The organism is Vibrio hangzhouensis (assembly GCF_900107935.1).
Taxonomy (GTDB): domain Bacteria; phylum Pseudomonadota; class Gammaproteobacteria; order Enterobacterales; family Vibrionaceae; genus Vibrio; species Vibrio hangzhouensis.
On the sequence record NZ_FNVG01000030.1, the window covers coordinates 18,695 to 42,546 of the forward strand.

Sequence of the window (23,852 nt, forward strand, 5' to 3'; positions counted from 1 at the left end):
TGCATGTGATGGACAGAGATTTCCAACATACCGGAAACGGGACACGAGAAAAGACTGAGTTAGAAAAAACAAAACGGACCGCAAAGGCGGTCCGTTTTTAGTAGCATATCAATTACAGCCAATCATGACAAAGTCATTGGCTCACTGTGCTAGCCCTTATTGAGCATCAAGAAAATACTCAATGTCGGTGTTTGTACGCAAGATGGCTAACACTGAAGTCAAATCTTGTTGAGACGCCTCGCGCTCCATCTGTGCACCGATTTGCTCGTTATAAGCGGCATTGTACTCAGACGCTACTTTGCTTAGCTCAACAACTACGATGTTGCCTTCCATATCCTTCGTCTGTGCGAAATTAGCAGCACCGTCTTCAGGCTTACTCATAGCAAACACTGTACCAGCCAGTGCAGAACTGCGATCAATGGACTCAAGCTCGCCGAAGCTCAAACCGTTCGCATTCATCGCGTCCTGTTTGCCTTCTTTTAGTTCATTGACAAGCTGAACACCCAGCTCCATCGCTGCTTGCTCACCTTTCACTTTAGCAAGCTGAGTTTCTACTCGCTCTTTTACATCTTCAAGTGGCAGTACCGTTTGCGCACGTACATCATCAACACGGACGACGATGATGTGCTCTGGCGCTACTTCCATCACTTCTGAGTTCAGGCCATCTTCTTTCACTTCAGGAGAAAGCAGCGCTTCCATCACTGCAGGTGATCTAAGAATTTCTGGAGCATCCATCTGAGAAATAAAGTCTGTTGTCACGACTTTCTGGCTTACAGCTTTAGCGGCATCATCCAGCGAATCTGGGTATTCAAACGCCACTTTCTCCAGCTCATTTTGTAGACTGTAGAATTCATCTACTGCGACCTGGTCTTTCAGCTCAGCGATGATCTCATCTTTCACTTCAGCTAAAGGCTTAGACTCAGATGCTTTGATAGCGTCAAGTTTAATGATGTGGTAACCAAAGTCTGATTTCACCAGACCGGTGCGCTCACCCACATTCTTCAGAGCAAAGGCCGCTTCTTCAAATGCAGGATCCATCACATCACGTTCGATCCAGCCCAGAGAACCGCCTTCCTCAGCGCTGCCGATATCTTCAGATTTCTCTTCCGCTACCGTCGCAAAGTCTGCTCCTGCGTTTAACTCATCAAGAATCGCCTGAGCTTTTGCTTCATCATCACCTTGAACCAGAATATGGCTAACTTGACGTTGCTCTGATGTAGAGTACTTATCCAGGTGCTCATCGTAGTATTGCGCGATATCCGCGTCAGTGACTTCAACCTGAGCTTTTAGTGCCTCTGCAGACAACTCGATGTAGGCTACTTTCACTTGTTCTGGGCGAGTAAACTGTGCAGGGTTCTCATCGTAGTACTGCTGAATTTCTTCGGCTGTGATTTCTGCTTGCTTCGAGAACTCTGCCAAAGAAAGTGTCAGCGTTCTAATGTCGCGAGTTTGCGTCAGCAGTTTGCTTTGCAGTTCAATCTCACTAGGAAGAGTAAACTCACTGCCTTGTAGGGCCGACAGCAGTTGGTTACGAACCAGGTCACGACGAAGGTACTCAGCAAAGCTGTCAACAGTGAAACCGGCGCGACGCAGTGTTGCCTGATAAATCTCCTGGTCAAATCTACCTTCGTTTTGGAACTGAGGCATTTCGAGGATCATTTGACGAATTTGGTCATCACTGATGCGCAAACCCAACGACTCGGCATGCTGCTCAAGCAACACGTCGTTAATCATGCGGTCCAGAACTGATTTACGGAAAGAGGCAACATAGCTAGGGTCTGCCAGTAATGTCGAGAAGTAGTCACCCAGCTGCGACTGCATGCGGTTACGTTCGTTTTGATACGCTTGCTCGAACTCACCACGACCAATTTCTACATTACCCACTTTCGCAGCGGTATTACCGATGCCGCCAGCGATATAGCTTCCTACACCGGCAAAAACAAAAGACAGAATAATGAGTCCCAGGATAATTTTAACCGCGATACTATTCACGCCTTCGCGAATTCGCTCCATCATAATTTTATTACTCTCCAGATAGGAAGGGTTTCTACTGTTTGGGATAATATCAGAAAAAGAAATGCGCATCAGTAAGATGCGCATATTTAAAAAAAGTTCGACGTAATTTGTCGTTTAAGCGTTCTGAAAGCTTAATTTTTGTCCAGTTGATGCAAGAATTGCGAGCAACCGTAACAAATGATTAGTTACAAGCGTCTTTAAGCGCTTTACCTGCTTTGAATGCAGGAACTTTAGCTTCAGAGATTTGGATCTCTTCACCAGTTTTTGGGTTACGGCCTGTACGTGCTGCACGAGTACGTACGCTGAATGTACCGAAGCCAACTAGAGCTACTTGATCACCCTCTTCAAGAGTCGTGCTTACTGCTTCGATGAAAGCGTCTAATGCACGGCCAGCTGATGCTTTAGATAGATCTGCGTTCTCTGCGATTTTTTCCACTAATTGCGTTTTGTTCACTGTGTTTCCCCTTTATGTTACCGAATTGTTATTTTTAAAAAGGTAACGTTAGTTCCATTCTCGTAGTTAAGACTCTAAGCCTTGTCTATCAAGGGCTTCAGAGTTACATAGCTAACGTTAGTGCTACAAAAAAACGCTGACAAGCTTTTTTTGCTTATCAGCGCATTTCTTTTACCTAAATTTGCAGCAAATCACTATTTTACAGCTTCAAATGACGCTCCAAGCGGTGCTCGCTCCAGGGCAACTTCCAGTACTTCGTCGATCCACTGTACCGGAATTACCTTAAGATCGGCGATAACGTTGTCAGGAATCTCTTCCAAATCACGTTCATTATCCTTAGGAATCAGCACCGTTTTGATGCCACCGCGATGGGCTGCCAACAGTTTTTCCTTCAGACCACCAATCGGTAACACTTCACCACGAAGGGTGATTTCACCCGTCATGGCCACTTCCGCTTTAACAGGGTTACCCGTCAGACTAGAAACCAGTGCGGTGCACATCGCGATACCCGCACTTGGACCATCTTTAGGCGTCGCGCCCTCTGGTACATGCACATGGATGTCACGTTTTTCATAAAAGTCGGTGTTGATGCCCAGTTTTTCAGCACGTGAACGAACGACCGTCATTGCAGCCTGAATCGACTCCTGCATCACATCACCCAGCGAGCCAGTTTGAGTCAGCTTACCTTTGCCCACCATCGATTCTGTTTCGATAGTCAACAAGTCACCACCTACTTCTGTCCACGCCAGACCCGTCACCTGACCGATTCGATTACTGTCATCCGCTTTGCCGAAATCGAAACGCTGTACGCCCAGATACTCTTTTAGATTGTCCTGGTTGACCGTGACTTTCTTCAGTTTCGGGTCGAGCAAAATGTTCTTCACCGCTTTGCGACAAATCTTAGAGATCTCACGCTCTAAGCTACGCACGCCCGCTTCACGGGTGTAGTAACGAATGATGCCGATGATGGCGGAATCTTCGATCTCAATTTCGTGAGGTTTCAAACCATTACGCTGCACCTGCTTCGACACCAGGTGGCGAGTCGCAATGTTCAACTTCTCGTCTTCGGTATAGCCAGACAGGCGAATCACTTCCATACGGTCTAGAAGTGGACCTGGAATATTCATCGAATTCGATGTCGCAACAAACATAACGTCCGACAGATCGTAATCCACCTCTAAGTAGTGGTCGTTAAACGCATTGTTCTGCTCCGGGTCAAGAACCTCAAGCAGTGCTGACGATGGATCACCACGCATATCCGATGACATCTTATCAATCTCATCAAGTAGGAATAGCGGGTTCTTCACACCAACTTTCGACATCTTCTGGATAAGCTTACCAGGCATCGAACCAATGTAAGTACGGCGGTGACCACGGATTTCCGCTTCATCACGCACGCCGCCAAGCGCCATACGAACGTATTTACGGCCCGTAGCAGCGGCGATAGAACGACCTAACGATGTTTTACCAACGCCCGGAGGACCAACAAGGCAAAGAATTGGGCCTTTGAGTTTGTTGATGCGATTTTGCACCGCCAAGTACTCTAGAATACGCTCTTTCACACGCTCCAGACCGTAGTGGTCTTCGTTAAGCACCTCTTCCGCTTTGGCAAGATTCTTCTTCACTTTAGAGCGCTTAGCCCAAGGCACACCGACCATCCAATCGATATAGCTGCGAACCACCGTTGCTTCGGCTGACATCGGCGACATCATTTTGAGCTTATGCAACTCTTGCTCTGTCTTCTCTTTTGCCTCTGCCGGCATTTTCGATTCTTCGATCTTAGCCTTCAGGGTCTCAAACTCATCCGGTGCGTCATCCAGATCGCCAAGTTCCTTCTGAATCGCTTTCATTTGCTCATTCAGATAATACTCGCGCTGCGACTTTTCCATCTGTTTCTTAACACGGCCACGAATGCGTTTCTCAACTTGCAACAAGTCGATTTCTGACTCCATTTGGCCCATTAAGAACTCTAAACGTTCAGTGACATCTAATAGCTCGAGCACTTGTTGTTTGTCAGCCAGTTTTAGAGGCATATGTGCAGCGATGGTATCAGCAAGACGCGCTGCTTCATCGATGCCGCTTAGTGACGTCAGAACTTCAGGCGGGATCTTTTTGTTGAGCTTGATGAAGCCTTCGAACTGATCGATGGCACTGCGCACAATCACTTCCTCTTCACGCTCTTCAAGCTCAGGAGTAATCAGGTATTCAGCATCGGCGACGAAGAACTCTTCATCGCGATAGTTATTAATTTTTGCACGCTGCTGACCTTCTACGAGTACTTTCACTGTACCGTCAGGAAGCTTTAGAAGCTGTAAAATGGTCGCAACTGTGCCTGTTGTGAATAGATCATCGATTTTAGGCTCTTCAGTATCTGCTTCTTTTTGAGCCACCAGGAGTACTTGTTTGTCATTATCCATCGCTGCTTCAAGGCAGCTGATAGATTTTTCGCGGCCAACAAACAAAGGAATCACCATGTGTGGGTAGACCACAACGTCGCGCAGAGGCAATACCGGTATTTCGATACGCTCGGAACGTTCCAAGTTCATATTATTCTCTCTTCCGCATAGTATTATTTTCAGTATATGGGGGCGTATTCGTTGGATTCAATAAAGAAATAAAAAAAGGAGGTATCAAATACCTCCTTTTTACATGAGCTTCGCAATTTACTCTGCGCCGGCCACCTGATTGTCACTGTTTGTATAGATAAGTAGTGGTTCTGACTCACCATTTATCACACTTTCATCAATAACAACTTTGCTGACGTCTGTCGCAGACGGCAATTCGTACATCGTCTCCAACAGCACGCCTTCAAGAATTGAACGCAGACCACGAGCACCTGTTTTACGCTCCATCGCTTTTTTAGCAATAGCACGCAATGCATCTTCACGGAACTCTAATTCAACCCCTTCAAGATCGAACAACGCGCCATACTGTTTCGTCAGGGCGTTCTTCGGCTCATTCAGGATTTGAATCAACGCATCTTCGTCCAGCTCTGTCAGTGTTGTTGTCACTGGCAGACGACCAATGAACTCTGGAATCAGACCATATTTTACAAGATCTTCTGGCTCAACCTGAGTGAACAGCTCACCGACTGTCTTGGTTTCGTCTTTAGAACGAACTTCAGCACCAAAACCGATACCTGTGCCTGTCGCTACACGTTGGTCGATGACTTTGTCCAGACCGGCAAACGCACCACCACAGATGAACAGGATCTTAGAAGTATCTACTTGCAAGAATTCTTGTTGCGGATGCTTTCGACCACCTTGTGGTGGAACGGAAGCAATCGTACCTTCAACCAGTTTCAATAGTGCTTGCTGTACACCTTCGCCTGACACGTCACGCGTGATAGACGGGTTTTCCGCTTTACGTGAAATCTTGTCTATTTCATCAATATAGACAATACCACGTTCAGCTTTTGCTACGTCGTAGTCGCACTTTTGCAGTAGTTTTTGAATGATGTTCTCTACGTCTTCACCAACATAACCCGCTTCGGTTAATGTTGTTGCATCGGCCATAGTGAATGGAACATCAAGGAAACGTGCAAGCGTCTCTGCAAGTAGGGTTTTACCACTACCTGTAGGACCAATAAGAAGAATGTTACTCTTACCGAGTTCTACGCCGTCAGCTGTTGTGTCACCATTACGTAAACGCTTGTAGTGGTTATATACAGCGACTGAGAGAACTTTTTTCGCGTAATCTTGACCGATTACATAATCGTCGAGGTGCGCGCGAATGTCTCTTGGCGTTGGCAACGCTTCAGATTCCTTCTTCGGCAGCACATCTTTGATCTCTTCGCGGATGATATCGTTACATAAATCAACGCACTCATCGCAAATGTAAACAGACGGACCCGCGATTAGCTTGCGAACTTCGTGCTGACTTTTACCACAGAAAGAGCAATACAGCAGTTTACCGCTACCACCCTCTTTGCTTTTATCTGTCATTCGCTAACCTCTTAGCCTTTACTTTCTATGTTTTGAGTGTATATCAATTTAGACCAAATTGCGCCCGTGAATTTGTATTTCAAGGGAGACAATTTGGTCAATAATCACTCAAACGATTATAGATTAACCACGATGGGTCAATACTTCGTCGATAATGCCGTATTCAGCAGCCTGAACAGCTGACATAAAGTTGTCACGGTCAGTATCTTTTTCAACCACTTCGAGTGGTTGACCCGAGTGTTCAGCCAACAATTTGTTGAGCTTCTCTTTGATAGTCAGGATTTCTTGCGCGTGGATTTGAATATCCGACGCCTGACCCTGGAATCCACCCAATGGCTGGTGAATCATCACTCGAGAGTTTGGTAGCGCAAAACGCTTACCTGGAGCACCACCTGCCAGAAGAAATGCACCCATGGAACAAGCTTGACCAGTACACAGCGTGCTAACGTTAGGTTTGATAAACTGCATGGTATCGTAAATAGACATACCCGCTGTCACGCTGCCGCCTGGTGAGTTAATGTAGAGGAAGATATCTTTGTCAGGATTTTCTGATTCAAGAAAAAGCATTTGGGCAACGATTAAGTTCGCCATGTTGTCTTCCACTTGACCAGTCAAGAAAATGATTCGTTCTTTTAATAGTCGCGAATAAATATCGTAAGAGCGTTCACCACGGGAAGTCTGTTCAACCACCATAGGTACTAGCGCGTTCATAATTGGCGACATTGCATTTTTTTCTTGGTAGCTCATATTCTTATGTCCCTAAAATAAATGGCCCGGATGATAAACATCATACGGACCATTGTTAGCAGAGAAGTTGACTCTAAGTCAACCTTCTATACAAGATATTGCTTATTAAGCTGCAGGCTGCTGGTTCATTAGCTCGTTGAAGCTAACTTCTTTGTCAGAAACCTGTGCTTTAGCTAGGATCGCGTCGATCGCTTGCTCTTCTAGTGCAACGTTGCGCATGTTGTTCATCATTTGCTCGTTTTGCTCGTAGTAAGCGATAACTTCTGATGGATCTTCGTATGCAGTTGCCATTTCAGAGATAAGCTCTTTCACTTTCTCGTCGCTAGCTTCTAGCTCTTCAGACTTGATCACTTCACCTAGAAGAAGACCAACTACTACGCGACGCTTAGCTTGCTCTTCGAACAGCTCACGTGGAAGCTGAGCTGCAGCTTCTGGGTTGCCGCCAAAACGCTGTGCAGCTTGCTGACGTAGAGCACCGATCTCTTGATCGATTAGTGCAGCAGGAACGTCGATGTCGTTCTCTTTAACTAGACCGTCAAGAGCTTGCTCTTTGATACGGTTCTTGATTGCTTGCTTAAGCTCACGCTCCATGTTCTTACGAACTTCTGCTTTAAGAGCGTCAACGCCGCCTTCAGCAACACCGAATTTAGCAACGAACTCGTCGTTGATTTCTGGTAGTTCACGAGCTTCAACTTTGTTCACTTTGATTAGGAACTTAGCAGCTTTACCTTTTAGGTTCTCAGCGTGGTAATCTTCTGGGAAGTTTACGTCGATTTCAAATTCCATACCCGCAGTCTTGCCTTGGATACCGTCTTCGAAACCTGGGATCATGCGACCAGCGCCCATTTCTAGTGGGAAGTTCTCAGCTTTACCGCCTTCGAACTCTTCACCGTCGATAGAACCAGTGAAGTCGATAGTTACACGCTTGCCGTCTTCAGCAGCTTCTTCAACGTCAGTCCAAGATGCTTGTTGCTTACGTAGAGTTTCGATCATCTCTTCAACGTCTGCGTCTTGAACTTCAGTCGTTGGTTTTTCAACAACAACGTTCTCTAGACCCTTAAGTTCTACTTCTGGGTACACTTCGAAAGTTGCAGTGAATACTAGATCTTTACCAGCTTCGTTCTCAACAGGAGCGAACGTTGGTGCGCCTGCTGGATTGATTTTTTCAGAAACGATTGCTTCGATGAAGTGACGTTGCATAACTTCACCCATCACGTCTTGACGTACTGCTTGGCCGTACATTTTAGCAACCATCTTCATTGGCACTTTGCCTTTACGGAAACCATCGAAACGACGGTTTTTCGCGATGTTGCGTAGTTCAGCTGTCACTGCGTCTTCGATGTTAGCAGCAGGAACAGTAATGTTTAGACGGCGCTCTAGGCCCTCTAGAGTTTCAACAGTAACTTGCATTGTATAAACCTCAGTTTGGCTCAGTGTTGGCTGAGCGTATGAGCATCAATATCTGCGTCGCAGACATATCCGCTTCATCCTTGTTAGTGCGAAAAAGCACTTTCTTAAAATGAGCATCGACAACCATAGTAGATGATATCTTCTGGCTGTCGGACTAATGAGTGACGTCTTCGTACAGTAAAACTGAGCGAGTCAGCTTCGAAGGCATCTCTGATTAGTCTCAGGACAAAATTTCAGACGCGATATTCTAGCGATCTCCGCCTACCCTGTCGAGTCGAACTCGGGTCAATCGGCGGTTTTGTCTCTAATTACTCGTAGAAAACAGGAAACTTTGACATTTTCCATTCGCTGCAACCAGAAATGGGGACAATATCCGCTTTTTCAAGAGAATGAAGGGCTTTTTTTGGTGAATAATGAAAAAAGAGATCTTGCTCCTGTTTTGCTCCCTGCTAACCTCTCATATCCCATAACTTTTTCGCCACATATTTGCTAAATTCGTTAACCTAAGAAATGAGTCACACACAGGGAAATGACGTTGGAGTTTAACGTTGAGGTTCGGCAATGCGGTTAAAACGGATTCTATTTGGCTTTATTGCACTGTTTTTGGTGTTCTCAACCCTTGGTGGCCAATGGTATTGGCAACATAGTTTTTCTGCTCTGGAAGAACAGCACAACAACTGGCTAAATCGCTTCGTCGAAAGCATCGACAGCAAACTGGATAAATATCGCCATATCCCCCAGCTCCTGTCCCAAGACAAGGAATTGATCGACGCCCTGCTTTCACCGAATAATTCCGCCCAAATCGACGTCACCAATCGCTATTTACAACAAGCGAACCGTATCATCCTTGCCTCTGATACCTATTTGATCGATCGCTACGGTAACACTATCGCCTCAAGTAACTGGGACCTTCCTCACTCCTTCATTGGAAAGAACTTTGCGTTTCGGCCTTACTTTCAGGAAGCCATTAAGGGAGGACAAAGCACCTACTTTGCTCTCGGTTCAACCTCTGGGCAACGTGGTTACTATTATGCATTCCCAGTGGTTTATGCCGCTGAACACATTGGCGTAGTCGTGGTCAAAATGGATCTCTCTGCTATTGAACGTAACTGGCAAAGTGAAACCAGCATCTACGTCGCGACCGATAGTCACCATGTAGTCTTCATGTCGAGTCAACCCGACTGGCTATTCCATAGCCTGGCACCTCTTAGTACGGACACGCTCAATGATATCCGTGCGTCGAGACAGTACCTCGACACAGACATCGCCAGCATGGGTTTTCGTGGCAACCTAACCGCCGAGTCTACGCTGCTTTCTAATCCAAAGGGCAACGTCTTCACTAAAGATTATCTGGTTACCCAACGTGAATCCGGTATGCCTGACTTGATCCTCAGAGTGTTAACGCCGCTCTCTACGCTGTACATCGAACTTTTTGGGTTTGTGAGTATCCTGGCACTGGTTTTTATTACGCTTTATTTAATCGTCGCACTGGTCGAGAACCGACGGTACCGTCATCGTCAGATTGAACAACTTCAAGCCGAAGCCAAGCAAAAGCTGGAATTTCTGGTGATGGAACGTACCGCCGAGCTACACATTGAAATAGATGAGCGAGTAAAAACCGAGAAAGCACTCAGACAAGCTCAGGATGAACTGATTCAGGCAGCGAAACTGGCGGTTCTTGGCCAAATGTCAGCCAGTATCAGCCATGAATTGAATAATCCTCTGGCAGCCATTCGCAGTTTTGCTGAAAACGGCCAAAGATTCATCGAGAAGGATAAAATTGATCGTGCCAAGGACAACCTTTCCCGCATTGTCTCCCTGACAGAACGCATGGCGAAAATCAGTCAGCAATTGAAGTCCTTTGCCAGGCGCAGCGATGGAAACGAGCTCAGCCATATCAAGTTAGCACCGGTCATCTTTTCCACCATTGAGCTGATCCAGCCACAGCTCAAAAGTCATCAGGTTAAACTGGACTGCACCATAGGAAATCATGACGCTCAGGTTTACATCAACCCCATTCAGGTCGAACAGGTACTCATCAACCTACTAACGAATGCCATACAAGCGATGGACGATACCGACCTTAAACAGTTAAACCTGAGTGTTGAAATAGGACAAACGAAAGCCTCCATTCATATTGATGACTCCGGCCCCGGATTACCCGATGACTCCGTCGCCGATCTGTTTGAGCCGTTCTACACCACCAAGGAGAATGGACTGGGACTTGGGCTGTCAATATCACAACAAATTATTCGCAATCTCAATGGTACGATACGCGTGGCAAGTTCACCTTTAGGTGGAGCCCGATTTACTGTAGAGCTTCCTCTTTCACCAAATGTGGTCAAGGACTAACCTCATGAGCCAAGTATTTTTTATCGATGATGAAGCTGATATTCGTATCGCTTTAGAGCAAAGTTTTGAGCTCGCTGACATTGATGCCTGTTTCTTCGCTTCAGTTGAAGATGCTCTTTTGGCGCTCAAGCAGCAAACGCCCCTGGCCATCATTTCTGATATTCGTCTGCCAGGACTGTCCGGCCTTGATCTACTGAACACCGTCAGTCATCACTACAGCGGTATTCCAGTAATTCTGATCACCGGACACGGGGACATTTCCATGGCTGTGCAGGCAATTCAGGACGGTGCCTACGACTTCATCGAAAAACCGTTTTCTGCTGAACGATTGCTGGAGATTACCCACCGAGCCATCGAAAAACGTCAGCTCACTTTAGAAAACGAAAGCCTCAAACGTTCGCTCAAAGCCAGTCAGACGCTAGGTCCAAGAATCATTGGCGACACCAGTGTCATACAAGAGTTGCGTAGTACCATCACCGCTGTGGCAGATACGGATGCCGATATATTATTGTTTGGCGAAACGGGGACAGGTAAAGAACTCGTTGCACGCTCATTGCACGAGCAAAGTTCTCGTCGGGATTCGAATTTTGTGGCAGTGAACTGTGGTGCCGTTCCGGAAAATCTGATTGAAAGTGAACTCTATGGACACGAGAAAGGGGCATTTACCGGAGCAGAGACCGTGCGAATAGGTAAGTTTGAACATGCTCAGGGGGGCACCCTGTTTCTGGATGAGATCGAATCGATGCCCATGCAAGCTCAGATTCGTCTATTACGGGTTTTACAGGAACGCGCCATCGAACGAGTCGGCTCAAATACGCTAATCCCACTCAACATTCGTGTCATTGCGGCCACCAAAACTGATCTCAATGAAGCTGCATTACAAGGTGAGTTTCGCCAGGATCTCTATTACCGACTGAATATTGTCACCCTGGACCTTCCACCATTGAGGGAACGAAAAGAAGATATCGCCACCCTGTTCCACCACTTTCAACTGGTAGCCGCGTCGCGTTACGGGAAAACCGCCAGTGCTTTAACCAGTCAGGAACTGAGTCAACTGATCGGTCATGACTGGCCCGGTAATGTTCGCGAGTTACGCAATGCCGCCGAGCGATTTGTATTGCTCGGTAAAATTCAGTCTGGCAATTCAAACCCGGAATCTACCGAACAGTCACAATCTCTGGCCGAACAGGTAGGCTTATTCGAAAAAAATGTCATTGAGCAGGCGTTGATTGAATCCAACGGCAGCATTAAAGAAACCATGGCCAAACTCAATGTGCCAAGAAAAACGCTGTACGATAAAATGCAGAAATATCAGATAATTAAAGAGTCTTATAAAAGCTCTTGCTAAATTACTCTAGAACTGTGATTTAAGTCATCTACACTTACTGTATGCACACAATTTGTTGCATAGTCTTGATTGGATTGCAGGGAGGTACTTAATGGGTGAGAAGACTAAAGTTCCCTACATTTCTGATACTTTTGAAATTGATGGCGTTTTTTATGTTGAGTATCGGAAAACTGAGGAAAGACGAAAAGTGAAGTCCAAACGGGTGTTTTATGAAAGACGTTCGCAACCTGATCCAAGAACGCAGAACATAAAACATATTGATGAGGAGGTCTAACGACCTCCTGTTACTTTTTATTTGGTAATAATTTCCGGCCCCATCAGCGTAGTGGGTAGCCAGGTCGAAACCCAAGGCACGTAGGTGACGATTATCAGGAACAAGAACATCACCGCCACCCAGGGCAGTGCGGCTTTGACCACGCCCATCATCGACATCTTCGCCACCCCTGCGGTGACAAACAGATTCAAACCTACCGGTGGGGTTATCATGCCAATTTCCATGTTAACCACCATCATGATGCCAAGGTGTATCGGATCGATACCCAGAGCGATTGCGATAGGAAACACCAAGGGTGCCACTATGATTAGCAACCCTGAAGGCTCCATAAACTGGCCACCAATCAGCAACAAGATGTTGACCACAATCAGGAAGGTAATCGGCCCCAATCCTGCCGATAGCATCGACTCGGTGATCATTTGAGGAATGCGTTCTTCTGTTAATACGTGCTTTAGAATCAATGCATTAGCAATGATAAATAGCAACATAATCGTCAGTTTGCCCGCTTCAAATAAGGTATGCTTGGTGTCTTTGTGGCAAAACGTTTCCAACACTTTCACCAGAACAGGTCGGGTATTTTTTTTGTCAGCAAACGGTCCCATGTCTTTATAAATAAAGTTGGCGATTAAAAACGAGTAAACCGCTGCCACCGCGGCGGCTTCCGTCGGCGTAAATACACCGCCATAAATACCACCAAGTATGATCACCACCAGCAGCAGACCCCAACTTGCTTCTTTGGCTGAATCAAACACTTCTTTCCAACCAACAAAGGGTTGTTTAGGCAATCCCTTGATTTTCGCGGCAATGTATATCGCAACCATCAGCATCAGGCCAGCCAGCAAACCCGGTATCACTCCCCCCAGGAACATACGACCCACCGATACATCCGTCGCTGCAGCGTACACCACCATGACGATAGAAGGTGGTATCAGAATGCCCAACGTACCGGCATTGCAGATAACACCTGCGGCAAATTCCTTGGTGTAACCGTTTTTGATCATACCCGCAATAACGATACTACCAATGGCAACCACCGTTGCCGGAGATGAACCGGATAATGCTGCAAACATCATACAAGCCACAACAGAAGCCATCGCAAGACCACCCCGGAACCAACCTACCATCGCGATAGCAAAGCGAATTATACGTTTCGCTACACCGCCAGTAGACATAAAGCTCGATGCCAGAATAAAGAACGGAATGGCGAGCAGAGTGTAGTGTCCAGCAAACGCATTAAACAGAGTCTGGGCAACCGATGCCAAAGAGGCATCCGAATGCATAAGAAGAAACAGAATACTCGACAAGCCGAGTGAAATCGCAATAGGCACACCAATAAGCATGAAGCCTATCACCATGACGAAGAGTAATAGAATATCCATGCTTATTTATCCTTGTCCTTTACATTGTCGAACGCGTTGTCCTGCATATCTGCTTTAAGGGCTTCGAGATCTTCTTCGGCTTCATGAGCAGAAATAAGACGATCGAGTTTTCCGGTCATTATTCGATAAGCTGCCTGAGCGAAACGGAAGGTCAGCAGGGCCATACCGATAGGTAATGCCATGTAGGGGATAAACCGGGGCACTTTTTCGTAACGCTCGCCCTCATTAAGCCAGTCGGCCAAAAACTGCAGCATTTCAGGCATGGGGATATCGTCGGTTTCATACCAGGCACGTTCAGTGGCAAACGGATACCAGTAGTTCCATGCACCTATAAGCAGCAGAATGGAAAATGCCAGACACGCCAGCACGGAGAGTATGGCGAAGAACTTGCGTTTTTCCGCGGACACCATGTTAATGATGACGTCTACGCCAATGTGAAAATGTTGTTTTACGCCATAGGAAGCGCCAACGAGAACCATCCAGGCAAACATAAAGACGGTCAGTTCCAGCGCCCAAAGAATATTGTCGTTAAACACATAACGAGAAATAACATTGGCGAAAGTGAGTAAGGTCATCGCACCTAAAAAAAACGCAATTAAGGTTTCTTCAATAGCATCCGTGACTTTACCGATACGAGAGATAAAAGACTGTTCCATGTGATACATCGCTTTTGTAATAATTGGGACAGGGAGTGTGGCCTCGCCCAGGGCGAGACCAAATTGACGGAAGAAAAAGCTTACTGCTGATTCGAAGCCAAGGCCGCTTCAATCAGATCAGAGCCAATGTCTTTTTCAAACTTCTTCCAAACAGGTTGCAATGCTTCTACCCACTGTTGACGTTGTTCAGGCGTTAAAGTGCGCACAACACCGCCCGCTTCAACAATGTTGTTCTTGTTTGCGAGGTTAACCTGGGTTGATTCAGCATTGCGCGTTTCGGTGACTTCTTTCAGGATTTGAGCAAACTGCTCGCGGGTATCCTCTGGCATGCCGTCCCAGAACTCACGTGAAGTAACGACAAGGTAGTCAAGAATACCGTGGTTGGTTTCTGTCACACCGTCCTGTACTTCGAAGAACTTCTTGCCGTAAATGTTCGACCAGGTGTTCTCCTGACCATCGATAACTTTGGTTTGCAGGCCACCGTAAACCTCTTTAAACGACATTTTCTGAGGGTTAGCGCCTAGCTGCTCAAATTGTGCCACCAAAACGTCAGATGCCTGGACACGGAACTTAAGTCCCTTTGCGTCAGCAGGAATCAGCAAAGGTTGGTTGGCAGACATCTGCTTCATCCCGTTGTGCCAGAAAGCCAGGCCGGTTAAGCCACGACGATTCATGGCATTTTTCAGCTTGTCACCCGCTTCTGAGTTCTGGAAACGGTCCACAGCTTCCACGTTTTCAAACAGGAATGGCAAATCGAAGATGCGATACTTTTTAGTGAACTTCTCGAATTTAGAAAGTGAGGGAGCGGCGAGTTGAACATCACCGTTCAAAAGGGCTTCGAGCACTTTGTCGTCATCATACAGGGTCGAGTTAGGGAACACCTGCATACAGACTTTACCATTCATTTCCGTGTTAACACGTTGTTCCAGCAAAGAGGCGGCAATGCCTTTCGGGTGCTTATCGGTATTGGTTACGTGACTGAACTTAATCACCATCTCACCTGGGTCACACGCAGCGGCAGCATTGAAACTCGCGAGAGTAAGAACAGAAACAGACAGTAGGGATAGAGGCTTTAACATTATTATTCTCCTTTAGGATTAATGCAGTCCCATCAATGGGCACTGATAACCAGTAAAAGAGCAATAACCAAGCCAAGGTCAGAAAATAGATCTAACACTTTGATTAAAAAGAACTTAAATACAAACCTCACCAAGCTACGGTGAGAAAAAGAGCGCGCTATGGGTACAAAGCCACACATCACGCTCAGCCGTTTGGGTGGATTCCCGCCTATTTTGTCGCTACCGGATCGGGGTAACCATCTCGACTATCAATGATGGTGTCACTGACCGTTATACCACCGATACCAACGGCTAACACCAGCCCACAAAAGTGAGGCGCAGCCATCGAAGTACCGTTATAGGCCACCACACCGCCCCCGGCTTTCGTAGACAATACATTGACCCCTGGCATGGCATACTCCATCTCTGAGGCCACCGTTTGTCCATCGGAACGAACGTATTGATTGTTGTTGGAGTAATTGGAGAAACTGGCGACGGTGTCACCGTCAGCAAACGCTGAAATGGTATACACCCCATCATACTGAGTCACCGCTGGTGTATAGCCAATAATGTCCGCACCACTGTTCCCTGCAGCGATCGCAAACACGACACCAGTCTTGTCAACCGCCGAAATCAGTGCCTCATCCATAGCGCGTGAGTAACCACCCCCACCCAGACTCATATTGGCGCAATCACCAGGATGCGCGTTCGCGGCGACATGATCCACACCGGCAATCACACCAGACATACTACCACTACCACTGTTATCCAGTACCCGTACTGGCACGACGAGCGCCCCGGGAGCGACGCCAACCACATCAATGTCATTGTCAATCGCAGCGATGGTTCCGGCTACGTGGGTACCGTGGCCATTTCCGTCTTCGGTCGTATTCTTGCCACGGGCAAAATTGACCCCTCGTGATTTATCTACATTCAGATCAGCATGGTTACTGTCGATGCCACTATCAATAATCCAAGCTGTAGGAAAGCTCTCTTTATCGCTTGGGCCACCGATACGCGCAATGCCCCACGGTGTCACCTGGGGATCAGGGGCTACGCTATCCCCTCCTCCTCCTTTATTCGGGTTTCCCCCTCTGGGTAAGGCAGTCACCAGGCGGTCTTGTTCTACATATTTCACTTCTGAGAAGCGCTGTAATGCTGCCTTTGCCTGTGGGGGTAATGTTACCGCCATTCCCTGCAATGCATGGCGATACTGCCGATGAACCTGACCCCGGTTCTGCGCCACTGCGGACGCAATCTCATTCCTTCTCTCCACCGAAATGTCGCTCTTCAATACAACAATGTATCGATGGCTAAAATCATAACCCTGATTGACAACCGCCACTGCGGTGCTGCTCATCATCCCCAGAGCCAATGCCAGACTTAAGCGCTGTATTCTCATAGCGTATCCTCACTCATGCTTACCCAAACAGTTTTTTTATTGATATAACAATCGTTAAGTATAGTTGCCTGAATTGCCTCTCTAGCGAAAGGAGCGTTACATAAATGAGAAAGCCGGACAATTTGTCCGGCTTGATGATTAACATTGTCCTGTGGCCTGCGTGAGTCTACACCATTAATCTCTGCTCTGTTCGGGCATCAAAAAACACTGCCTTAGACATATCAAAATACAACGGAGCCACCTGGCCAACACTGGCGTCAAACTCCGGAGAGAGTCGACACGCCACTTCTTGCTCATTCACTTTGACCATAGCAATCACATCTGGACCCGTTGGTTCAAGCACTTCCAGTTTTAAATCGACCTGAGTGGCAATCGCTGTCTCATCCTCCGGTTTCTCAGTGATATGTTCTGGCCGCAAACCAATGACGATTTCATTACCGTCTTGTGGTCTGAGCGCTGGCGGAAGTACGACAGTGTGCTGTTTATTGTCACCGCTCACCACACGGATGATAGGACGCTCATTTTCATCCAGATCTACTGTTGTTTTGATAAAGTTCATCGATGGTGAACCCATAAAGCCCGCCACAAACATATTGTTTGGCTCGTTGTAGATCTCCTTCGGTGTGCCTAATTGCTGAAGCTCTCCATCCTTCATCACCGCAATTCGGTCAGCCAGAGTCATTGCTTCGATTTGGTCGTGAGTCACATAAACAATGGTGGTATTGAGTTGTTGATGCAGTCGCTTGATCTGGTGACGCATTTCGACCCTGAGCTTTGCATCCAGGTTAGACAAAGGTTCATCAAACAGGTAAAGCTTAGGTCGCCTTGCCAGAGCACGTCCCATCGCAACACGCTGGCGTTGTCCGCCGGATAGCTGTGACGGTTTACGGTCCAAAAGGTGGTCAATTTGCAGCATTTCCGCTACCCGGTTCACCTCGGCGTCGATTTGATCCTGAGGCATTTTGCGGATCTTTAACCCGAAAGCAATATTGCCTCGCACCGTCATGTTTGGATACAGCGCGTATGACTGAAATACCATGGCGATATCACGATCTTTGGGTTGGACCTGAGCCACATCGCGCCCATCAATAACAATTTCACCTGAGCTTATGTCTTCAAGCCCGGCTATCGTGTTCATCAGCGTCGATTTGCCACAACCCGACGGGCCGACAAGAATCAGGAACTCGCCAGAGTCGATATTGATATCAATGCCTTTCAGCGTTTCGTTGTCCGCATTGCGATAGGTTTTGCGGATCTGTTTAAGTTCTAGAGTTGCCATGTTGATTATCCTTTTACTGAACCCGCAGTCAGACCGCGAACAAAATACTTCCCTGCCAGTACATAGACCACCAGCGTTGGCAACGCAGCAATGATCGCCGCGGCCATATCGACGTTATATTCTTTAACGCCGGTACTTGTGTTTACCAGGTTGTTGAGTGCAACGGTGATTGGCTGCGTATCCGAACCGGAATACACCACTCCAAACAGGAAGTCATTCCAGATAGAGGTAAATTGCCATATTACCGTCACCATGATGATGGGGGTGGAAAGGGGCAATAGGATCTTAAAGAAAATCGTGAAGAACCCTGCGCCATCCAGTTTCGCCGCTTTAACCAGTTCATCAGGAACCGCGATATAAAAGTTACGGAAAAACAGCGTAGTAAAAGCCATACCGTAAATGACGTGCACCGCCACCAGACCCACTGTTGTATTCGCAAGTCCCAGTTTTCCGAGGACTGCAGCCATTGGTAACAGAATTACCTGGAATGGGATAAAACAACCAAACAACAGTAAGCTGAAAAACAGGTCCGAACCTCTGAATTTCCACTTGGTGATCACATAGCCATTGAAGGCCCCAAGCAAAGTAGAGATTGCAACGGCCGGTATCACCATCTGAAATGAGTTCCAGAAGTAACCTTTCACGCCATCACATTTAACCCCGGTACAGGCGCTGTCCCACGCTTTGTACCATGCGTCAAAGACCCATTCAGTAGGTAATGACATCAGGTTGCCCGCCTTAATATCCGGCAGAGTTTTGAATGAGGTAATGATCATGACGAACAGCGGCATCAGATACACCAAACAGAAAAACGTCAGCACTGAATAAATAAATAGTCTTGGAAGCGTCATCGAACTACTCATGATTTCTTCTCCCTAAGCTCTGAGTACAAATACGGCACAAGAATGGCCAGTATTCCCGCTAACATCATCATGGCACTGGCCGCACCCAGACCAATCTGTCCACGGGTAAATGAGTGGGCATACATAAACAACGCAGGTAAGTCGGAAGAATACCCCGGGCCCCCAGCCGTCATGGCGGTCACCAAATCAAAGCTCTTAATAGCAATATGTGAGGTGATAATTACCGCGCTGAAAAATACCGGTCGCAAACACGGCAGGATGATTTTCCAGTAAATGGTTGGCAAGCTGGCACCATCAATTTGGGCTGCTTTGATAATGGACGAGTCAATGCCTCGTAACCCGGCTAAAAACATCGCCATGACAAAGCCCGAAGACTGCCAGACTGCGGCGATCACCAGGGTATAGACGGCCATCTCCGAGTTAACCAGCCAGTCAAATTTGAAGTTCTCAAACCCCCAGTCGTGCATCAGCTTTTCAATCCCCAACCCTGGGTTAAGGATCCATTTCCAGGCCGTACCGGTTACGATGAACGATAGCGCCATTGGGTAAAGATAAATGGTTCTGATGGCTCCTTCCTGACGAATATTCTGATCGAGGAAGATCGCCAACCCCACGCCAAGTACGATGGCAAAAAGCATGAAAAGAACCCCAAACACCCCTAAGTTGGTGATCGAAGTAATCCAGCGGTCATTGTCCATCAGCTTTTCATATTGCAAAAAACCGGCGAAATTGAAACTGGGCAAAAAGCGCGAGTTGGTCATCGACACCGCGGCTGTCCAGAAAATAAACCCATATATACACACCACGGTGACTAACATGGTCGGGGCGAGTACGATCTTGGGTAACCAGTGTTGGAGGCGGTCAGCAAAAGTCATCTTAGGACTCGTCTGCTTGTGTGATTTGTGTGCATTCAAAGCCTGCTCCATAACATTTCCTTGTTACTTACATCTTTCGGAACTGAGCAGGCGCTAAAAACGGTTCTCTCTCACATCTGTGCGAGCGTCTCCCCCCCCTAATTGAGGGGGGAGACGTGAAGGTTATTTTAACGCCTTGTTACTCTTTGAAGTGCTTGCTTAGATGGCAGCTTTTACTGCTTTAGCAAGTTTTTGAGCCGTTTCTTTTGGATCGGCATTTGGATCGTTAAAGAAGTTGGTTACGACATCATAGATAGCACCTTGAGCGTAACTGGTGGTCGACATACCATGAGCCATACTTGGTACCAGATCACCGGTCTTCGCACTGGCTTTAAACGTAGCCATCGAATCCAGTGCACACTGGTCAAACTTAGACATATCCATGTCGGTACGTACCGGGATCGAACCTTTGTTCAGGTTGAAGACTTCCTGGAATTCTTTGTCGAGAATGGTTGCCGCCAGCGCTTTCTGTGCTTCTACATTCCCTTGGTCCTTGATTTCGAAGAACGCAAAGCTATCTACGTTATGCGTGAACTGACCATCCGTACCCGGAGCAGGCGCACAGATGTAATCTTTACCTGGCACTTTACCTGCTGCGGTAAATTCACCCTTGGCCCAGTCACCCATGATTTGCATCGCTGCTTCACCGTTGATAACCATTGAAGTGGCCACGTTCCAGTCACGGCCCGGAGAGTTAGCATCGATATAGTCGTGAACTTTCTTGAACTTGGTGAAGACTTCCACCATCTTGTCACCGGATAGCGTATCCATATCGAGATCAACAAACGCTTTACGATAATCGTCAGAGCCCAATACATCGAGCGCTACCGCTTCAAATACAGTGGCGTCCTGCCAAGGCTGGCCACCGTGTGCGAGAGGAATGTAACCCGCCGCTTTGATCTTTTCTGCCGCAGCGAAGAACTCATCCAACGTTGTTGGTACAGCTACACCCGCTTTTTTCAATACTTCCGGATTAGCCCATAACCAGTTTACACGGTGCACGTTTACCGGAACCGCCACATACTCGCCATTAAATTTCATCACGTCGGTGACGATACTCGGCACGTTCTGCTCCCATTTGCCCGCTTCAGCAACGTCATCCAGCGTCGTTAAGAAGCCCAGACCACCCCACTCCTGAATATCATGCCCCTTAATCTGAGCTGCAGAAGGAGGATTGCCCGACACCGCACGAGTCTTCAGCACGGTCATCGCACTTTCACCGCCACCACCAGCAACCGCAAAGTCTTTCCACGAGTGACCTTGCTGTTCCAACATATCTTTCAGCGCTTGCACAGATTTCGCTTCCCCGCCAGACGTCCACCAGTGAAGCACTTCGACTTCTCCGGCATTCGATAATGCCGGTACAGTTGCAGCTGCGAGGGATAAAGTAAGTAGGGTTTTATTCATTTTCATTGTTATCTTCCATGTATCGGATTAGACATAAAACGGCGTACGTGCCTGTGTTCGATACATATTGTAGATAAAAATGTCGATTTGATTGCAACAAACTGTTATTGATATGTAACATATATGTTACATATCAACCTTTATCCGTTACGCTTCCAGGTTTGGTGGAATAAAGATCTGCACCTCTAAGCCCCCGAAGTCGGCGTTACGGATAATCAGGTCACCGCCCAGTCCATGAAGGATACTGCGACATATTCCCAACCCAAGACCATGGCCTTCTTTATCAGTTGCCAAGCGCACATACGGTTCGAACACTTCTTCAATTTGCTCCTCAGGGATGCCCGGACCTTTATCCAAAATTGTGATAATGATCCATTTTGGGTTCTCTTCAATGGTCACGAAAGCACGTTTACCATACTTCACTGCGTTGTCGATAAGATTAGTTAAGACGCGTTTTATCGCCAGTGGCTTCACTACCACGGGTTCCATCGGTTCGGCAGTGAAACTGACCAGCGTATGAACCTGATTGTGAGTTTCAGAGACATTACGAATCATCTCATTGAGGTCCACATAAGCGTTATTTTCGTGTAGGTCAGTGTCACGGACGCATTGCAAAGCCCCTTTTACCATCATCTCTAGTTCGTCCAGATCCTGGTTAAACTTGCTGCGCTTCAGGTCATCATCTAGCAACTCGGCTCGCAGGCGCAAGCGGGTGATAGGGGTTTTAAGGTCATGGGATATGGAAGAAAACAGATGCTCCCGATCAGACACATATTTACGTATGCGCGTCTGCATTCGGTTAAAGGCACGCGTTGCCGTCACCAACTCTGACGCCCCTTCTTCTTTCAGAGGAGACTGGTCAATATCCATACTCATGTCATTGGCGGCCTTCGCCAATCGGCGCAAAGGCTTGACCTGAGCACGCACTAATAAGAAAGTTAGAATCAATAACAAAGTGGTGGACGTCACCAAAAAGAGCATCTGATCCTGAGTCAGTAAGTTATCGTCGAGCTGAATATAGGGAGACGGTAACAGAGCAGCAATGTAGATCCATTCACCTTCTTTCAGCTTGAGCTGAACCACCAGTATAGGAGGATCAATGGGGCCAAGCGTTAGGGTATGGTGAGCCCATGATTTGGGTAGATCATGAAGAAATATGTCATTTTTCAGAAGCCTTAAGTGTTCCGCTTTGGAAAAATCCACTTTAACTGCCTGAATATTGGGTAACTTATCTTCCAGCACTGCTGTCACTGACGCCATAGAAGCCAGTTTCAGTGGCGTGTCAGGAATGGGGTCGACAATCAGCTCCTCTTTATTGAAGGAGACAAAAAATCGCGTCCCCCCCATATTACGGATCTGATCGAGCACTATATGACGATATTTGGTTGGCAATTTTTGAAAAAAGGTGACGGTTGAAGCAAACATGGTCGCCATGCTGGCGGAAGTATCGTGTATCCCTGCGAGCTCATCCTGCTTAGTTTTGTGATACCAGATAGCGGTCAACAGGCCCTGAGAACAAATGACCGCAAGTAGCGTCAATAATAGCGTTCTGGCCACCAATGAATTGGGGCTCAAACGCTTTAACCAGTGATTACGAGACATCGTCTATTGACCGTATTCAACAGGTACGGAAAGGATGTAGCCATTACCTCGCATGGTCTTGATATAGTGAGGAAACGCCTTACTGGTGCCAAGTCGGTTACGGATTCGGCTTAACTGAACATCAATGCCTCGCTCATATGGCAGTGCCTCACGGCCACGTGTCGCAAAGGAGATGGTGTCTCGATCGAGGATCTCGTTCGGCCTTGAAAGAAACAACATCAACAACGCAAAGTCACTACCGGACAAGTCATGAGTTCGACCATTAACCTTGTTGGTCATACGGTGAGCGATGGTATCAAGGTGCCAATCACCAAAATCGATGGTACGAGGTGGTGTGTCTTCAGATTTGTCATCATGAATGTGAGCACGGCGCAGCAACGCCTTGATTCGCGCCATTAACTGACGCGGGCTGAACGGTTTGGCGATATAGTCATCAGCACCAATTTCCAGCCCAATAATTTGATCAGTTTCGTCTGATACTGCGGTTAACATGATGATCGGGACCTGAGATTCTCTTCTCACTCGCTGACATAACGTGAAGCCATCGTCACCAGGTAACATTACATCCAACAGAATAAGATCAGGGTAGCCTTTCGCTTTAATAAACAACTCCATTTCCACCCCATCTTCAGCCGTAGACACGTCAAATCCGGACTTGGTCAAATACTCATCGAGTAGTAAGCGGATCTCTTCGTCATCATCTACCACTAAAATGTGCGTCTTAGCCTGCATTTCATTTCCTTAAGT

The 23,852-nt window shown here is 47.1% G+C and carries 19 protein-coding genes; 3 read left to right on the forward strand and 16 right to left on the reverse strand.

Annotated elements, in window-relative coordinates; genetic code table 11:
- Positions 1 to 156 precede the first annotated feature (156 nt).
- The 6 genes from ppiD to tig all read right to left on the reverse strand — a co-directional run bounded on the left by ppiD (position 157) and on the right by tig (position 8,571).
- Positions 157 to 2,016, reverse strand: coding sequence for a peptidylprolyl isomerase (gene ppiD, locus C4S60_RS20500; protein WP_103882159.1), 1,860 nt, complete (start codon positions 2,014 to 2,016; stop codon positions 157 to 159).
- 181 nt (positions 2,017 to 2,197) lie between these two features.
- Positions 2,198 to 2,470: an HU family DNA-binding protein gene (locus C4S60_RS20505; protein WP_006075676.1), complete on the reverse strand. Its 273-nt coding sequence runs from the start codon at positions 2,468 to 2,470 to the stop codon at positions 2,198 to 2,200.
- 194 nt (positions 2,471 to 2,664) lie between these two features.
- Positions 2,665 to 5,016: an endopeptidase La gene (gene lon / locus C4S60_RS20510; protein ID WP_103882160.1), complete on the reverse strand. Its 2,352-nt coding sequence runs from the start codon at positions 5,014 to 5,016 to the stop codon at positions 2,665 to 2,667.
- Between the two features lie 117 nt (positions 5,017 to 5,133).
- Positions 5,134 to 6,414: an ATP-dependent protease ATP-binding subunit ClpX gene (clpX, locus tag C4S60_RS20515; RefSeq protein WP_103882161.1), complete on the reverse strand. Its 1,281-nt coding sequence runs from the start codon at positions 6,412 to 6,414 to the stop codon at positions 5,134 to 5,136.
- 123 nt (positions 6,415 to 6,537) lie between these two features.
- Entirely contained in the window at positions 6,538 to 7,161 is a 624-nt protein-coding gene (gene clpP / locus C4S60_RS20520; RefSeq protein ID WP_103882162.1) for an ATP-dependent Clp endopeptidase proteolytic subunit ClpP, read from the reverse strand.
- 105 nt (positions 7,162 to 7,266) lie between these two features.
- Positions 7,267 to 8,571: a trigger factor gene (tig, locus tag C4S60_RS20525; RefSeq protein ID WP_103882163.1), complete on the reverse strand. Its 1,305-nt coding sequence runs from the start codon at positions 8,569 to 8,571 to the stop codon at positions 7,267 to 7,269.
- Between the two features lie 561 nt (positions 8,572 to 9,132).
- On the opposite strand from tig, the gene C4S60_RS20530 reads away from it, so the two are divergent.
- The 3 genes from C4S60_RS20530 (at position 9,133) to C4S60_RS20540 (ending at position 12,545) form a co-directional block, all read left to right on the forward strand.
- Positions 9,133 to 10,923, forward strand: coding sequence for a sensor histidine kinase (locus C4S60_RS20530; RefSeq protein WP_103882164.1), 1,791 nt, complete (start codon positions 9,133 to 9,135; stop codon positions 10,921 to 10,923).
- A 4-nt stretch (positions 10,924 to 10,927) separates the two neighbouring features.
- Positions 10,928 to 12,271 (forward strand): sigma-54-dependent transcriptional regulator, encoded by a 1,344-nt coding sequence (locus C4S60_RS20535; protein WP_103882165.1) that lies wholly within the window; start codon positions 10,928 to 10,930, stop codon positions 12,269 to 12,271.
- A 91-nt stretch (positions 12,272 to 12,362) separates the two neighbouring features.
- Positions 12,363 to 12,545, forward strand: a complete 183-nt coding sequence (locus tag C4S60_RS20540; protein ID WP_103882166.1) for a hypothetical protein — start codon at positions 12,363 to 12,365, stop codon at positions 12,543 to 12,545.
- A gap of 17 nt (positions 12,546 to 12,562) precedes the next feature.
- Here C4S60_RS20540 and C4S60_RS20545 read toward each other — a convergent pair whose 3' ends face one another.
- The 10 genes from C4S60_RS20545 to C4S60_RS20590 all read right to left on the reverse strand — a co-directional run bounded on the left by C4S60_RS20545 (position 12,563) and on the right by C4S60_RS20590 (position 23,837).
- Positions 12,563 to 13,924 carry a TRAP transporter large permease gene (locus C4S60_RS20545; RefSeq protein WP_103882167.1) on the reverse strand — a complete coding sequence of 454 codons (1,362 nt, stop codon included), beginning with the start codon at positions 13,922 to 13,924 and terminating at the stop codon, positions 12,563 to 12,565.
- Positions 13,925 to 13,926: 2 nt separating this feature from the next.
- Positions 13,927 to 14,580: a TRAP transporter small permease gene (locus C4S60_RS20550; RefSeq protein WP_103882168.1), complete on the reverse strand. Its 654-nt coding sequence runs from the start codon at positions 14,578 to 14,580 to the stop codon at positions 13,927 to 13,929.
- A gap of 80 nt (positions 14,581 to 14,660) precedes the next feature.
- The gene (locus C4S60_RS20555; protein WP_103882169.1) at positions 14,661 to 15,659 is read right to left on the reverse strand and encodes a TRAP transporter substrate-binding protein; all 999 of its coding nucleotides are present in this window, start codon (positions 15,657 to 15,659) and stop codon (positions 14,661 to 14,663) included.
- Positions 15,660 to 15,867: 208 nt separating this feature from the next.
- Entirely contained in the window at positions 15,868 to 17,040 is a 1,173-nt protein-coding gene (locus C4S60_RS20560; protein ID WP_103882170.1) for a S8 family serine peptidase, read from the reverse strand.
- A gap of 166 nt (positions 17,041 to 17,206) precedes the next feature.
- Complete coding sequence (locus C4S60_RS20565) at positions 17,207 to 18,319, reverse strand: ABC transporter ATP-binding protein (protein WP_103882171.1); 1,113 nt, start codon at positions 18,317 to 18,319, stop codon at positions 17,207 to 17,209.
- A 5-nt stretch (positions 18,320 to 18,324) separates the two neighbouring features.
- Positions 18,325 to 19,182 (reverse strand): carbohydrate ABC transporter permease, encoded by an 858-nt coding sequence (locus tag C4S60_RS20570; RefSeq protein ID WP_103882172.1) that lies wholly within the window; start codon positions 19,180 to 19,182, stop codon positions 18,325 to 18,327.
- Positions 19,179 to 20,108 (reverse strand): carbohydrate ABC transporter permease, encoded by a 930-nt coding sequence (locus C4S60_RS20575; protein ID WP_103882173.1) that lies wholly within the window; start codon positions 20,106 to 20,108, stop codon positions 19,179 to 19,181. Before C4S60_RS20575 ends, C4S60_RS20570 begins: the two co-directional genes overlap by 4 nt.
- 147 nt (positions 20,109 to 20,255) lie before the next feature.
- Complete coding sequence (locus tag C4S60_RS20580) at positions 20,256 to 21,509, reverse strand: ABC transporter substrate-binding protein (RefSeq protein WP_103882174.1); 1,254 nt, start codon at positions 21,507 to 21,509, stop codon at positions 20,256 to 20,258.
- 141 nt (positions 21,510 to 21,650) lie between these two features.
- Positions 21,651 to 23,105 (reverse strand): ATP-binding protein, encoded by a 1,455-nt coding sequence (locus C4S60_RS20585; protein ID WP_103882175.1) that lies wholly within the window; start codon positions 23,103 to 23,105, stop codon positions 21,651 to 21,653.
- A 3-nt stretch (positions 23,106 to 23,108) separates the two neighbouring features.
- Complete coding sequence (locus C4S60_RS20590; protein ID WP_103882176.1) at positions 23,109 to 23,837, reverse strand: response regulator; 729 nt, start codon at positions 23,835 to 23,837, stop codon at positions 23,109 to 23,111.
- Between the last annotated feature and the right edge of the window lie 15 nt (positions 23,838 to 23,852).

What these genes read in the sequence shown, in the direction of transcription:
- C4S60_RS20545 (WP_103882167.1), bottom strand. Translation starts at nt 13,924, where the DNA reads ATGGATATTCTATTACTCTTCGTCATGGTGATAGGCTTCATGCTTATT.
- C4S60_RS20535 (WP_103882165.1), top strand. Translation starts at nt 10,928, where the DNA reads ATGAGCCAAGTATTTTTTATCGATGATGAAGCTGATATTCGTATCGCT.
- C4S60_RS20540 (WP_103882166.1), top strand. Translation starts at nt 12,363, where the DNA reads ATGGGTGAGAAGACTAAAGTTCCCTACATTTCTGATACTTTTGAAATT.
- C4S60_RS20530 (WP_103882164.1), top strand. Translation starts at nt 9,133, where the DNA reads ATGCGGTTAAAACGGATTCTATTTGGCTTTATTGCACTGTTTTTGGTG.
- clpX (WP_103882161.1), bottom strand. Translation starts at nt 6,414, where the DNA reads ATGACAGATAAAAGCAAAGAGGGTGGTAGCGGTAAACTGCTGTATTGC.
- tig (WP_103882163.1), bottom strand. Translation starts at nt 8,571, where the DNA reads ATGCAAGTTACTGTTGAAACTCTAGAGGGCCTAGAGCGCCGTCTAAAC.
- lon (WP_103882160.1), bottom strand. Translation starts at nt 5,016, where the DNA reads ATGAACTTGGAACGTTCCGAGCGTATCGAAATACCGGTATTGCCTCTG.
- C4S60_RS20585 (WP_103882175.1), bottom strand. Translation starts at nt 23,105, where the DNA reads ATGTCTCGTAATCACTGGTTAAAGCGTTTGAGCCCCAATTCATTGGTG.
- C4S60_RS20555 (WP_103882169.1), bottom strand. Translation starts at nt 15,659, where the DNA reads ATGTTAAAGCCTCTATCCCTACTGTCTGTTTCTGTTCTTACTCTCGCG.
- ppiD (WP_103882159.1), bottom strand. Translation starts at nt 2,016, where the DNA reads ATGATGGAGCGAATTCGCGAAGGCGTGAATAGTATCGCGGTTAAAATT.
- clpP (WP_103882162.1), bottom strand. Translation starts at nt 7,161, where the DNA reads ATGAGCTACCAAGAAAAAAATGCAATGTCGCCAATTATGAACGCGCTA.
- C4S60_RS20565 (WP_103882171.1), bottom strand. Translation starts at nt 18,319, where the DNA reads ATGGCAACTCTAGAACTTAAACAGATCCGCAAAACCTATCGCAATGCG.
- C4S60_RS20590 (WP_103882176.1), bottom strand. Translation starts at nt 23,837, where the DNA reads ATGCAGGCTAAGACGCACATTTTAGTGGTAGATGATGACGAAGAGATC.
- C4S60_RS20550 (WP_103882168.1), bottom strand. Translation starts at nt 14,580, where the DNA reads ATGGAACAGTCTTTTATCTCTCGTATCGGTAAAGTCACGGATGCTATT.
- C4S60_RS20580 (WP_103882174.1), bottom strand. Translation starts at nt 21,509, where the DNA reads ATGAAAATGAATAAAACCCTACTTACTTTATCCCTCGCAGCTGCAACT.
- C4S60_RS20575 (WP_103882173.1), bottom strand. Translation starts at nt 20,108, where the DNA reads ATGGAGCAGGCTTTGAATGCACACAAATCACACAAGCAGACGAGTCCT.
- C4S60_RS20570 (WP_103882172.1), bottom strand. Translation starts at nt 19,182, where the DNA reads ATGAGTAGTTCGATGACGCTTCCAAGACTATTTATTTATTCAGTGCTG.
- C4S60_RS20560 (WP_103882170.1), bottom strand. Translation starts at nt 17,040, where the DNA reads ATGAGAATACAGCGCTTAAGTCTGGCATTGGCTCTGGGGATGATGAGC.